Annotated in this window: 13 protein-coding genes; 12 read left to right on the top strand and 1 reads right to left on the bottom strand. The window is 59.1% G+C overall.

Translation table 11 applies throughout. The features are described 5' to 3' along the window. The first annotated feature begins 1 nt into the window (after position 1). The 10 genes from F7R19_RS10245 to F7R19_RS10285 all read left to right on the top strand — a co-directional run bounded on the left by F7R19_RS10245 (position 2) and on the right by F7R19_RS10285 (position 10,684). Positions 2-784, top strand: coding sequence for a hypothetical protein (locus F7R19_RS10245; protein WP_150980203.1), 783 nt, complete (start codon positions 2-4; stop codon positions 782-784). Between the two features lie 536 nt (positions 785-1,320). After that, positions 1,321-1,512, top strand: a complete 192-nt coding sequence (locus F7R19_RS30130; protein WP_223506227.1) for a hypothetical protein — start codon at positions 1,321-1,323, stop codon at positions 1,510-1,512. Between the two features lie 35 nt (positions 1,513-1,547). Then, the gene (locus F7R19_RS10250; RefSeq protein WP_223506225.1) at positions 1,548-3,344 is read left to right on the top strand and encodes a DUF637 domain-containing protein; all 1,797 of its coding nucleotides are present in this window, start codon (positions 1,548-1,550) and stop codon (positions 3,342-3,344) included. A gap of 378 nt (positions 3,345-3,722) precedes the next feature. After that, the gene (locus F7R19_RS30135) at positions 3,723-4,673 is read left to right on the top strand and encodes a hypothetical protein (protein ID WP_223506223.1); all 951 of its coding nucleotides are present in this window, start codon (positions 3,723-3,725) and stop codon (positions 4,671-4,673) included. Next, positions 4,670-5,014, top strand: coding sequence for a hypothetical protein (locus F7R19_RS10260; RefSeq protein WP_150980207.1), 345 nt, complete (start codon positions 4,670-4,672; stop codon positions 5,012-5,014). Before F7R19_RS30135 ends, F7R19_RS10260 begins: the two co-directional genes overlap by 4 nt. A gap of 734 nt (positions 5,015-5,748) precedes the next feature. Further along, a complete protein-coding gene (locus tag F7R19_RS10265) occupies positions 5,749-6,108 on the top strand; it encodes a hypothetical protein (RefSeq protein WP_150980209.1) in 360 nt (119 codons plus the stop codon). Positions 6,109-6,431: 323 nt separating this feature from the next. After that, positions 6,432-6,764: a hypothetical protein gene (locus F7R19_RS29715; protein ID WP_170292583.1), complete on the top strand. Its 333-nt coding sequence runs from the start codon at positions 6,432-6,434 to the stop codon at positions 6,762-6,764. A 362-nt stretch (positions 6,765-7,126) separates the two neighbouring features. Further along, the gene (locus F7R19_RS10275; protein ID WP_150980211.1) at positions 7,127-9,598 is read left to right on the top strand and encodes an RNase A-like domain-containing protein; all 2,472 of its coding nucleotides are present in this window, start codon (positions 7,127-7,129) and stop codon (positions 9,596-9,598) included. Continuing rightward, the gene (locus tag F7R19_RS10280) at positions 9,598-9,891 is read left to right on the top strand and encodes a contact-dependent growth inhibition system immunity protein (protein ID WP_150980213.1); all 294 of its coding nucleotides are present in this window, start codon (positions 9,598-9,600) and stop codon (positions 9,889-9,891) included. The genes F7R19_RS10275 and F7R19_RS10280 overlap by 1 nt, the downstream gene beginning before the upstream one ends. 85 nt (positions 9,892-9,976) lie before the next feature. After that, complete coding sequence (locus F7R19_RS10285; RefSeq protein WP_150980214.1) at positions 9,977-10,684, top strand: polymorphic toxin type 22 domain-containing protein; 708 nt, start codon at positions 9,977-9,979, stop codon at positions 10,682-10,684. A gap of 206 nt (positions 10,685-10,890) precedes the next feature. On the opposite strand, the gene F7R19_RS10290 is transcribed toward F7R19_RS10285, so the two are convergent. Beyond that, positions 10,891-11,160 (bottom strand): hypothetical protein, encoded by a 270-nt coding sequence (locus tag F7R19_RS10290; protein WP_150980216.1) that lies wholly within the window; start codon positions 11,158-11,160, stop codon positions 10,891-10,893. 102 nt (positions 11,161-11,262) lie between these two features. On the opposite strand from F7R19_RS10290, the gene F7R19_RS29985 reads away from it, so the two are divergent. Next, positions 11,263-12,108 carry a hypothetical protein gene (locus F7R19_RS29985; RefSeq protein WP_150980218.1) on the top strand — a complete coding sequence of 282 codons (846 nt, stop codon included), beginning with the start codon at positions 11,263-11,265 and terminating at the stop codon, positions 12,106-12,108. After that, on the top strand, positions 12,105-12,470 hold the full coding sequence (locus tag F7R19_RS10300) for a DUF7674 family protein (protein WP_150980219.1): 366 nt from the start codon (positions 12,105-12,107) through the stop codon (positions 12,468-12,470). The genes F7R19_RS29985 and F7R19_RS10300 overlap by 4 nt, the downstream gene beginning before the upstream one ends. Positions 12,471-12,669 lie beyond the last annotated feature (199 nt).

Genomic DNA, 12,669 nt, shown 5'->3' on the forward strand with positions numbered 1-12,669 from the left:
AATGCTATTCAATCCTCAACAATTGCGAACCAATGGTTTCAGCGCCGGCATGATTGCCTTCTATCGCGAAGGCATGTGGCAAGGGCCTCCCTTTGGTAATACTGGCGCAGACGGCTTGCATTGGGTGATTTCCGCATGGCTGCTTGGCTTGCAGTCGGAATTTTCCGAGACTCTCCCGAGAGCAGTTCAATGGATTACCGACGCCATTGCATCCGGAGAGGAGTTTGGCGCTGACCAAAACACCTATCTTTCGCTGTTACATGGTGCTCGGGCAATCGGTAAATGGATGCTGGATGGGATTGAAAGTCAAGGTGACTGGGACTCTGCGAGGCACTTCGAATTGCTCCGCTGGACGAATAAGTATCGTCCATGGTCGCAGTCGGAAATCATAAGCTTCGGCCTTGACGAATATATGGCTCTGGCATGTCAGTGCCTTCAGTCTCCGGAAGCGCTCGAGCATGCGATTGGCCTGTACGAGGATTGGACTGGAAAACGCCAGCCTTTGCCGCTTTCCAAACTGGTGCTTCCGCGAGACTTTGGTTACTCGATTTGCATGCATTACACAGGACGGCATGTTCAAGTTGAGTCCGACCTGTTTGACGCGGGGCGGCGGCTTTTACGGCGTTATTTAGCAGATCACTGGTTGGGAGGTGGGCAGACGATTCGCGCGGTGATGTGGCTCAAGATCGTGTACTCGCTCCAAAATACGAAGCTGACTCCCATGGAAATCATTCTGAAGGCATACGACGACATGCCAAAGGTACACAGACCCGATTTCGTGTAGGTGCGCAAAGATTTTTGGCGGAAGTGGCATGGGCCGGGAAATCGAGAGTGCCGGGAAGATAGCGCGGGTGTACTTGGACTCCATCGGACGAGGCACCCGCCCCAGTTGGCATCAGGCGAGCGGCCTGCTTTGAGATCTGCTGCGCGGGTCGTGAAAGTCTGACCAGGGAGAAGTGATGTTGCCACTTGGGGCTTATCCACTGATTCGGCTCGGTCTCATGGGCATCCTCAGCCCCGTCCCTTCACCGGTAATAGGACCTACCGTGGAGAAGACGCGCTCGTGCCGCCGCTACACGCTCGTGCTCGGGGGCGGGTAAGACCTATACGCGCGTGGTTTTGGCATTTGGCGATGCGTGCGCCTCTACGCTAGCGGTCCATGCGGGAGGGCACTGCCACGAGATCCGGACACCGTTAGCACGTGGTCGGTCGGGACGTGTCAACGGTGCCTTAATCCGAAGCAAACGAACTCGCCAGCCTCTCTGGATCGGGCCTGTGCACCGGCTTGTAGACATCACCGGTTACCGGAGCGGATACCGTTTGCACGTCATCGACGACAACGTGTTCGCCATTCAGGTCGGAACGCACGAACTGTCGCCGGCCGTCGGGGAAGCAGCGTCTATGACCCGGGATGGGATCTACGCAGACAGCCCGGCGCTCGACGCACCGATGCTGTGGTACGTCGAGCAGGCGGTACCCCACCCCGCCCGGTCGTCGCGCGCGACACGCTGACGGTCAAGGCCGAAAGCATTGACCTGAGCCCGAACGTGGTGTCGATCGGCACCAACGCGTACAAGGCGCAGGGCGGCTGGAACGTGGTGACGGGCACGGTGGTGCAGCCGGGCGGCTTCCTGTCGGCGATGCACATGGACATCGAGGCCGACAGCATCCGGGCCATCAACGACGCCTTCCGCGTGACGCGCGCCGACGGCACGGTCGACGCGGACGCCAGCGCCGCGCTGGTGGCGCAGCTCAAGGAAAGCCTGGGGCTGAACTACACCGAAGGCACGGTTGCCGACGACATCCACACGCAGTTCATCAAGGAGAAGAAGGGCCTGGGTGTGCTGGGCCAGATCTTGGCGATAGCTGCTTCGGTGGCGATCTCGATCGCTACGGCTGGTACAGGTTCTATGTTTGCGCCATTGATCTCAGGCGTGCTGTCTAGCATGGTGGGTCAGGTTCTCACCACTGGCACGCTGAACATGGCCGCGGCACTGAAAGCCGGCGTGGTCAGCATGGTGACGGCGGGACTCACGCAGGGCGCGCTGGACGGATTGAGCCTCGGTGACGGCGGTCTGGGCACGTTGGGGACCAACATCAGCACAGGCAGCTGGACGGCGGTTCAGGATAGTCTCGGGAAAGTAATTGCTGCAAGCGTGGTGCGTTCGGCCATCAATGCCGGGGTCAACACCATCGCCTACGGAGGGAGCTTCGGCCAGGCATTCGCAAACGGACTTATTCGCGATGCGGCTGCGGTAGCGGCCAATGCCGTTGGCATAAGGGCGCCCGGAATTGGGGTGCCGGGTTCAGATCCCCAGTCCATTCTTGCCAATGTACTCGGTCACGCGTTGGTCGGCTGTGCGGCACAGAGTCTGTCGGGCGGGGATTGTGCTGGCGGTGCCATTGGCGGGGCGGCCAGTGCCATTGCGGCGCCGTTGATCCGCGATAGCCTGTATGCGGGCAGTCAGACCGTCTTCGACAACGGGGATGGCACGCAGACGATCAGGTATGGAAATATCGGCTACAACGCCACGACCGTCGCGCTGGCGACGCTGATCGGTGGTTCTGCTGGTGCATTGCTCGGGACGAATGCCACTGCGGCGGCGCTGGCGGCGCAGAACGAGGCGCTGAACAATTCGCTGAGCGTGAAGATCGTGCCGCGGCCGGTCCCGACACCATTTGGTGTGGTGATGGTGCCGATGCCCGTGGTGACGGATGACCCGATCGGCACGCCGAATAACGGGCCTCAGAAATCCGATCCACTCACGAACCCGCTGGAAGAGCAAAACAGCAAGGGCAATGCTGTTGCGACGCCGAACAACGGTCCGCAGGGTTCGACGTTGACGAGCACGCCCGCGAGCGGTCCACAGGGGCCAACGATTCTGGGCAATCCTGGGTGTATGCTGGCGCTAGCGATCTGTGCGGGTCTGACGGCAATTGCGCAGATCCAGAATGGTGCAAGTCCCGGGACGGGATCGGATAGCAACTCTCAGCCAGGATTGGATTGGTCGATTGTCAGCAAGACTGGAGAATCGCGCCCCGATCACATCGTTGCTCAGCATGGCGACCTTAATTTGAACAAGCCAAACCAAGGCGTGTTCTATGGCGATCCGGTCTCGACAGTAAACGACGCATGGAATATTGTTCGGCAGGCTGGTATCCAACCGGTGACCAGCGGCAGCACCGACATTTATGTGGTGCCTCGCCAGAATTCGGGATATGCAGGTGGTTACACTGGGCAGCGCCAGAACTTAGATACCGTCACCATTATCACGGTACATGGAACGAACCAAATCATTACCGCATTCCCCGGTAACGGTCTTCCACTGCCTAAATCACAATAGCTATGACCTATAAACACTATGCCGTTATTAACGAAACCTGCCCGGTTTGTAGTCAGGGGCGAGTGCTTGTGGCATCTGAGGGAGGCAAGGGCAACCTATTTGCTATGTGCGAGGACTGCGAGTCCGAATGGTGTGACCCGCGGGAATCGAACAATGCCGCCCTAGCTACAAGAGATAAGCATCCCTTCTCTCGCTATCTTGAGGTCGGAGATTTGGTGGGACACGAGTGGTACGCCTCAGTGCTCAATCGGTAGGCAAAAGCTAGCCGGCTTCGGGCAGATCAATGCACGGCCCGAAAAACCGCGCCTGGGCAAAAAACCTGCGGCCGGGACCCGCGTCGGGAAAATCGCCACCCGCAACGCCAGGCTGCGTCTAGGGTTGCGCGCCATCGCCATCGCCAACGCTGGACGCGTCGGGTGCTGGATACGGTGCCATTGGCGGAGGGGCCAGTGCGATTGCGGCGCCGTTGATCGCGATAGCCTCTATGGGGGCAGCCAGACCGTCGTCGATAACGGTGATGGCACCCAGACGATCAAGTATGGAAATGTCGGCTACAACGCCACGACCGTCGCGCTGGCGACGCTGATCGGTGGCTCTGCTGGTGCATTGCTCGGGACGAATGCGACGGGTGCGGCGCTGGCCGCGCAGAACGAGGCGCTGAACAACTCCACGTCCGACAAGGTGGTGAAATGGGCTAAGGAGACCTACAAAGATCCTCTTGGGGACTTGGCACGTTGGGGCAAGGAACTCCTCGGTATGCTGCCAGGGCAGACGCCGCCGACAGAAGCCAACCCGCTGGTGGACGCGACGAACGGTGGTAATCCGCCGGCGACGGGCGGGGCAGTGGTAACGCCTCCGACGATGTCCTGTAGTGCAAGTGGGCAGTGTGTGGTGACGCCCCCAATTACTTCACCGGGGGCTCCTGGCAATGCGATTCTGTCAACCAATGGCGGCGATGCTGGCGGGGAACCGGGACAAGGCGCCAATGCAGACAGCGGAGCACCGGGGCGGGTGCAGTCCCGCATAAACTTGACGAACGCCGGCATGGACCACATTGGTGATCGACACCTTGATCCGACGGTAAATGCTAGCCAGTTTGCAATTAGTGAAAGTGACCTCACGAAACTGCTGCAGGATAAAAACACTGTTTCAACACCCATAACTCGTGCCATTCGGAGCGGCAATGATATTAACTATGTTCGGGAAGTAGACACTGGGCAAGTGGTCGGCACCGACAAGTTCAATGGCTATCAGCCGACGTCTACAATGACGGTGATTACGGACAAGTACGGTAACCTTGTAACTGCGTTTCCCGGGAGGCTGGAATGAAGGAGAAAAACTCTGAGAGAGACGAGTTGATTCGAAGAGACCTTCTTGGTACGTCCGAACAACTATGTTCCCAAAATGACCCGACTGGCTTGGGTCCTGCACTGCGCGGCTTCTTGCCGACGCTGGACCGTGCGTTCATTCTGAAATGGCTGCCGGAACAGGCGGAAGACATCTATTGGGTACTTGTCGGCCCTACGACGATAGTGAAAGTCGAGATCCCTCGTGCACGAGAAGGACCTGCCGTGCTCGAAGCCATTGACCTTGCGATGTTTCGAGGAAAGCCGCAGTCGCGAAAGGTGAGAGAGAAGCTGGAGATCGCGCTCAAGTTGATGAGTGGTTGAGTTGCGCGGTAGGGGCCATTGGCGGGGCGGCCAGTGCCATTGCGGCGCCGTTGATTCGCGACCAGGTCTACGCCGACAGCGCGGTGGTGAACTACAGCGATGACCCGGTGCGCCAGGCGCTCACGGTCGGCCTCGCAACGCTCATTGGCGGTACCACGGGGCTGCTGCTTGGCGGGAACTCTACGTCGGCTGCGCTGGCGGCGCAGAACGAGTCGCTGAACAATGCGACCAGTGGTACGAAGAAGCCGGCCATACCGGACGACGTGCGCAAGATGATGGAGGCGGAGCGGCGGGCGTTCGGTCAGGTAGGCAGCAAGCCGGGGTCAGCAAATTCCGATGTCCCGCCGATGATTGGCCCCAGTCCCCTGGTGCTCGGCGGAGCAAATAAAGATGGAGCGCCAGGTTTGATGGGGCCAAAGGTACCGTCAAACTTACAGCCGTTCACCAATCCACCGCAAAGCCCTGTAGTTCCTCCCGATTGGGTCTCGCGACCAGGGCGAACGCCTGGAAGCACGATTTACTATCCACCTGGAACAGACCCGAGCGCGCAAGGAAGCACGTATATTCGTGTGATGCCACCCGGCTCAACGCCGGTGCCTGGGCTTGAAAATGGCTACTGGCTTTCGATACAAAAGGGGCAGCCAATCAATCCTGCAACCGGGGGAACAGGGACACGGGGAGACACGCACGTCCCGTTACCCCCGAACGGAATGCCGCCACAAAGATAAGAGAAAATGATGATCGATAATCGAGACTTGGCAGAAATTCACCATACGGTCCTGACAGGACTAACCGTTGGTGTTGGCTCGCTCATCTTACTATTTGCGAGTGGTGCGCAGATCCTGCTTCAATGCCCATTCGAGGGTAACGAAGACGGTATCGTTCAAGCAGGGCATGGGGAAGATATGAGTTCAAGCCCCGCTTTGTTTGGGTTTTTGAACCGGCGGATTATCGATGCTACGGTCGACGGGAATCTGATCCTCTCGCTACATTTTGACGATGGACGGTATTTGAGAATTATCCCGGAGCGAAATGGGCTTGAGTCATACGTGCTCACTACACGGCATGGCATCTGTCCCATTATTGTCATGTGAGAGGGCTGCTCTTCGGCTGCTACTACGTAGCTGACCTCGTCTGTGCACCTGTGTGGGCGCGCCTTGTTGTTCCTTAACCATGCCGGATTGCGCGGCCCAAAACCGCGTCTGGGGTAAAACCCTCTTCCTATACCCGAGTCGGGGCGCCGACCGCCCGCAAAGCCTAGCTCCGTCTAGGGTTGCGGGGCGTCGCCTGTGGGCTGCATCGGGTGCTGGATTTGGTGCCATTGGTGGGGCAACGACTGCCGTAGTGGCGCCATTGGCGATGTACGCCCTGGACCCCAGCCATGAGCCGTTGACGACGGGGCAGACGGCGACGGCGATTGCGACGCTCGCCGGCGGAGGTGTGGCAGCGGCATTGGGCTGAATCCAAATGCTCAGCGACGGCAGCACAAAATGAAGAGCTGAACAACAATGGCCCGCACTGGGGGCAATACCCGAACCCCGGGATGCCGGATGAAATCAAGAAGGAGATGGAACAGGAGCGCCGGTTCTTTGGGGAGTCGCAGACCGTTCATGTGCCGGGCGACGCGGAGGTGGCGACGCTGAATCCGCTGGCCTTTGGCGGCGCCACAAGCGGAGCTAGGTCAGGTGTGCCCGGTAGCGACTTTACGCTCACTGCTCTACGAGTTGTCATCGCCACCGTGGGGCGATGACGGGAATTCGCCGACTTGGGAAATATGCCCGTGCTGTGGCACAGAGTTTGGCTACGAAGACAGTACGCCAGCGAGCGCACGAGAGATGCGAAGCAGATGGATCGCAGGAGGAAAGCAGTGGCTCGATAAGCGCGAGAAGTCTGCGGACTGGGATTTCGGCATTCAAAGCAAGCACATTCCCGAGGGGTACCTTTAATTGGCTGCAAGTAGCGGAGCTGGCCACTACGAGACCGAGCGATGCTGGAGGTCGTCAACGTCGGTGGCCATTTCATCATTATGCACAGCAAAACTAGGGCCAACGGGGCGGGGTTCGTCGTTTTTGCGGTGCTGCTTTACGGTTCACGAGCGGATTCGGACACCATTTGCGCGTTGTCGACGATGAAGTGCTAGCCCTATGGGTCGAGGCGCACGATGAACGGCCTCGGGAATCGCGAAAGGCCGCGCAGTCTATATCGGGTAATGGTAGTTCTTGGCCCGACCAGGAAAAACTGTCGCTTTACGAGAACTCTGCCGACTACGCGAAGGAACACAACCTGGCGCTGGGCCAGGCCCTGAGCGTGGATCAGGTGAAGGCGCTCGACGCACCGATGCTGTGGTACGTCGAGCAGGCGGTACCGGACCCGCGCTGCACGCTGGCCAGCTCGATCTGCCCGAGCGTCAACGCGCTGGTGCCGCAGGTCTATCTGCCGGAAGGCTATGCCCAGGCGCTGGCCGTGCCCACTGGAGGCACGATCAGCGGCGAGAACATCAAGCTGACCGTCGACGGCCAGCTTCGCAACACCGGGCAGGTCGTCGCGCGGGACACGCTGACGGTCAAGGCCGAAAGCATTGACCTGAGCCCGAACGTGGTGTCGATCGGCACCAACGCGTACAAGGCGCAGGGCGGCTGGAACGTGGTGACGGGCACGGTGGTGCAGCCGGGCGGCTTCCTGTCGGCGATGCACATGGACATCGAAGCCGACAGCATCCGGGCCATTAACGACGCCTTCCGCGTGACGCGCGCCGACGGCACGGTCGACGCGGAAGCCAGCGCCGCGCTGGTGGCGCAGCTCAAGGAAAGCCTGGGGCTGAACTACACCGAAGGCACGGTCGCCGACGACATCCACACGCAGTTCATCAAGGAGAAGAAGGGCTTCGGCATCCTTGGCCAGATTTTGGCGATGGCGGCGGCGGTGGCGGTGTCCATCGTCACGGCAGGATCCGCGGCCGCAGCCATGGGCGTGGCGCTCGCCAAAATGACATTGGGTGAGGCGATACTGGTAGCCGCGCTGTCGAGCATGGCTGGCAGTATGGCCAGCCAGATCGTGTCGGGCCAGGGGCTCAATTTCGGCAAGATTGCACAGGCTGGGCTGATTGGTGCGGTGACTGCGGGGCTAACCAATGGCATCACGTTCGACGGCAGCAGCTTTGGGCTAAGCGAATGGGGTCAGTCGCTGGAGGGAACTAGGACCTTGGCAAACCTTGCCGGCAGCAATACGGCTGGCGGCGTATTGCAGGCGGCGAAGGACGGGGCGACGGGCACCATCTATCAGCAGGCCATTGGCATGGTGGGGACGGGCCTGATTAACGCCGGGATTAATACGGCCTTCAATGGTGGGAGCTTTGGACAGGCGTTCCTGAATAACCTCGTGGCGCAAACAGCGGCGCTGGGCGCCAACGCGATTGGCAATTCGACCGATCCGCTAACGCTGCAGAACGTTGCCGCCCATGCGGCGCTGGGATGTGCCGCGCAGAGTGCGATGGGGGGTGATTGCGGTAGTGGTGCCATTGGGGGGGCGACGAGTGCTGTTGTAGCGCCGCTCGTAGGCATGGGACTGGGTATCGAGACTAACGCCGACCGTGCCGACCCGATGAATCGTGCGCTGGTGACGGCGGTGGCCATGCTGGCGGGCGGTGGGCTTGCGGCAGCGTTAGGAGGGGACGCTACGGCGGCGGCTGGCGCAGCGCAGAACGAGGCGCTGAACAACTACCTGAGCGGCAAGCAGGAAAAGGGGCTGGTCGATTCCCTGAAGTCTTGTGCCGCGGGGGATACGCAGTGCGTGGCGAAGTGGACTTCGTACTACGCAAGCGTCAATACCACGCAACAGCAAGCAGCTCAGAACTGCACGCTGGACAATTGCACCGCCATTGCAAACGACGCGCGTGCGCCGTCGATCAATAGTTCGGAAAACCGGGCGGCTTGCCAGGGTGTGGCAACTTGCGAAAGCCTTCTGAGCAGCCTGTCGGCCCAGAACGTATCGGCGCAGGCGAGCGCGTTGAGTCGGTGGAACAGCACTAGCAACGAGAAGGCTCAGGACATCAGCCAGCAGGCGGCTCAGGGTTCGACAGGCTCTTCCATCTGGGCGCAGATGTTCGGGCAGTTGTCGCCGGTCGATGCGTCGGGCATGGTGGACGCCGCGATTGGTGCGATGATGTCGCGCGGAGTGGCTACAAATGGTGCTCCATATACCCCTTTGGTTGACGGAGGCGGTCTTCAGGTGTACGAAGACGCCGGGGGTCATTTGATCGCCCGGCACGTTGGAATGTCTGATGCCGATCTTGCGAATCGTCTCGCAACTTCAAATGTGTCAGCAGCTTCGACTTTTGCCGATCGGGCCACTGCAGAAACCGCTGTTTTTTCTGCTATCAAATCCAACCAATCAGCGATCAGAAACTATCTTTCTGGTAATTCCAGTGGCTATCTGGCCATTGAATACACGTCACCGACACCGGTTGGAACGAGCCTCAGTCGCGGCGCAACGAACTCGACACCGGCGAGCAACGTCAGGGTGGTTATTGCGAGAGATCCTACGATGTCAACGGGTTACAGAATTATTACAGGATACCCTCACTAATGAAGGCACAATTTGCGACAGCGAAGAACATGTTCTCGGCGTACCTTAACCAAGACTTCGATTTGATCTTTGGTACAGCCGACGACGCGATTCGGGCGTTCGTTGAACACAGCGGTGTTGAGGAAGTGTCTCGCGCTGCAGTTGAGATAGAGTCAATCTTGGCCATGAAGTTGCCGGAGCCGGATTTGGCGAAGCTCACCCTTCAGAATCTGGGATGCTGTTACCAGTACTCGATGGAGTGGCCTTCCGGTGATGCTTGGTTGAGGCACCTGCTCGTGCTGCTAGGACGATAACCAAGCGCCTTCACGGCGTGCGGTACATGGCCCAACTGACGGCCACTGTGTAGTCGGTGCCATTGGGGGAGCGGCCAGTGCAGTTGTGGCTAGTACCCTCGTTGACCAGGCAGGCGGAGCCGCTAACCTGACCGATGTCCAGAGGGCTGCGATTACTGCAGCAGCAATGCTGGCGGGTGGTGGCGTTGCTGCGGCATTGGGCCAGAACCCAGAGGCTGCGGCCAGCGCCGCCCAAAATGAGGCGCTGAACAACTCCGAGCAGGTCCACAATGCAACGCCAAAATCTTTCGGAGGATCTGCGTTGACAGCAGCCTGCGGCAATGGCAGCCAGCCATGCAACACGCAGTTGCTAGGCACGATGCTGCAGGCACAGGGAGATAATGCGCAGCAGGCACTTGGAACAGTGTCGCCAAATTACGCGACACTGAATGTTGGGATATTGTCGGGTTCGGCTGGCGGTGTGATAAATCTCGCCGATGGTACGAAGTATCTCGCCGTTGGTGTGGGGCAGAGCAATCCTTCTGCCATATCCTGGTCGCCTGGTGGTAGCGCCACACTCGGCTGGATCTGGGGAGCGCAAGGCGCAGCGGCAACCAACTCTTTCCTGAATGGAGATGGCAATCAAGCGTTTGTGTCTATCCCTACCCCCTTCCCATTCAACGTGGTTGGTGCGGTAACACATGCCTACGGTGGCGCAACAGCGATCGAGCTTGGGATAGGCACACCGGGCGGAAAGACATTCGGGATTGTGCCCTGGAGTCATTCGATTCCTGTTGGTACCGGTTCGAAATAGGAGGAAGGAATGCCGGCAGTAGGAGGAGGGCCATCGCCAGAGCAATGGAAACGGATGAGCAAGGCAGAAAAGATCGTCTATTGCGTATTGGTCGGTGCGGCTGTGGTGTTTGTCGGATACTTGGTCATCGAAAAATTACTGAGTTGATGTTGTGAAAACCTTGCTGAACCCGGCTACGGCCGGGTTCGTCGTTTCTGCGGGTTGCTTTACGGTTCCGGAGCGGATTCGGATACCGTTTGCACGTTGTCGACGACAACGTGTTCGCCGTCCAGGTCGAAGCGCACGAACTGTCGCCTGCCGTCGGGGAAGCGCTTCTCGACGAGCCCCTTTGGGGTGTCCGGGGTCGAGACGTAGATGGGGTTGCCACGAGCGAGGTGGGCGCGGGCGACCTCGTCGCTGTCGTTATTGGCCATGGCATCGAAGAGCGCGTCCTGCTCGGCGGGCGACATCTGATCGAACGGTGTCAGCGGTGTCATAACGGCGTGGGACAGTTCAGGTACTTGAATGGTACTTAAAAAGGACACTAGCAGAACTGTTTAACTGATGGGCAAGGCGTCTCGAATCCGGCCCAACTGGCGATGATCACGGCGTTGTCGATGCTGACTAGCGGCGGTGTGGCAGCCCTGCTGGGCCGGGACTCGCAAGCGGCTGCGACGGCGGCACAGAACGAGGCGCTGAACAATGCGACCTCGACAGGTCCGACACGCGGCATTGCGAATCGTGAAAATGCGCGGCTGACAAAGCTATGCGAGCCAAATTGCACTCAGGAGGACTTCAACCGCATCGATACCCAGGTGCGACAGCTGGAGGCGGCGACGACACTGGCGCGGATGAACAACCTGACGCCGGAACAGGCACTGAAGCTGGCTGACACGTTGTCGAACCTGTTGCCGTACTATGGTTCGGCGGCGATGCTGTACCAGGCGGTGACAGGCCAGACCCTGAGTGGCCAGTCGCTGGATAAGGCGGATCGGTGGCTGTCGGGGATTCTGGGTGCGATTCCGGCGGGCGCGGCGGCTTACGGCAAAATCAGTGAATTTATAGTCACCAAGGGAACACTTGCGAGTGGCGCAATTGCGACGACTGGGGGAACAGCGAATGCAGCAACTGTAGTAAAGCTTGCGGACGATCTCGCATCGAAGATGGCCAAACCTATTGTCTCAGACACAAAGCTCGGCGGTTTGATCGACGACTTGTATCGTGATGGTGCGAAAATTGGCACAGGTAGCACGGCTGATGCTGTCCGCTATGAAGCCCGCACCGGCAACCCTGTCGGTGGTGTGTTCCATACCCAAAAGGCACAAGACTATTCGGTTGCCCTGCAAAAATGGCTGGATTCGAATCCCAACGCGCCGTTTAGCGATCGCTCCGCAGCTCAGAACGTCTTGCGTGACCTTCAGAATGCCTTGAAAGGGAAATTATGAGTACTTGGCAAGAGTTCGTTACCGAGCTGACCCGATGCGATGTGCTCAGTTCGGCCAGAAGACAGGCCCTTGAAGAGTGGGGTGAGGACATACCCACAACCGTTCTGTTTGGAAAACTAGGCAAGGCTATCGCCGAACATTTTGACGAACTGAATCCTGATGCACGTACCCATATTTTCCAAGTTATCGAGAGCGGCCTCATTACCAACGACGGGGCTCTCAAAGCGTTTGTGGCAACAGGCTTGCTAGAGGCGCTTTATTTACGTGCATCTAGTGGGCCTGGGCGTTGGAATCTGATTAGCGACTATCTCGGCCCGCTTTCCGCGGCCTATCTGGCGGAGTGGGAAAAACTGCATCATTAGTAGAGGAACCGGATTCGCAATTGAAAGCCACAGCCGGCGGCTAGACTTGCACATCGGCGCGCCCCTGTGGGCGCGCCTTGCTCTTTAACGAAGCCGGATTGTTCGGCCAAAAACCGCGTCTGGGGCAAACACTTGCAACGGAGAGCCGCATCGGGGCGCTGAACACCCGCCAAGCCTTGCGGCATTTAGGGTTGCGTGC

Source organism: Cupriavidus pauculus, assembly GCF_008801835.1.
In the GTDB taxonomy this organism is placed as follows: domain Bacteria; phylum Pseudomonadota; class Gammaproteobacteria; order Burkholderiales; family Burkholderiaceae; genus Cupriavidus; species Cupriavidus pauculus.

What these genes read in the sequence shown, in the direction of transcription:
- F7R19_RS10245 (WP_150980203.1), top strand. Translation starts at nt 2, where the DNA reads ATGCTATTCAATCCTCAACAATTGCGAACCAATGGTTTCAGCGCCGGC.
- F7R19_RS10260 (WP_150980207.1), top strand. Translation starts at nt 4,670, where the DNA reads ATGAAGGAGAAAAACTCTGAGAGAGACGAGTTGATTCGAAGAGACCTT.
- F7R19_RS10265 (WP_150980209.1), top strand. Translation starts at nt 5,749, where the DNA reads ATGATGATCGATAATCGAGACTTGGCAGAAATTCACCATACGGTCCTG.
- F7R19_RS10280 (WP_150980213.1), top strand. Translation starts at nt 9,598, where the DNA reads ATGAAGGCACAATTTGCGACAGCGAAGAACATGTTCTCGGCGTACCTT.
- F7R19_RS10290 (WP_150980216.1), bottom strand. Translation starts at nt 11,160, where the DNA reads ATGACACCGCTGACACCGTTCGATCAGATGTCGCCCGCCGAGCAGGAC.
- F7R19_RS29985 (WP_150980218.1), top strand. Translation starts at nt 11,263, where the DNA reads ATGATCACGGCGTTGTCGATGCTGACTAGCGGCGGTGTGGCAGCCCTG.
- F7R19_RS10300 (WP_150980219.1), top strand. Translation starts at nt 12,105, where the DNA reads ATGAGTACTTGGCAAGAGTTCGTTACCGAGCTGACCCGATGCGATGTG.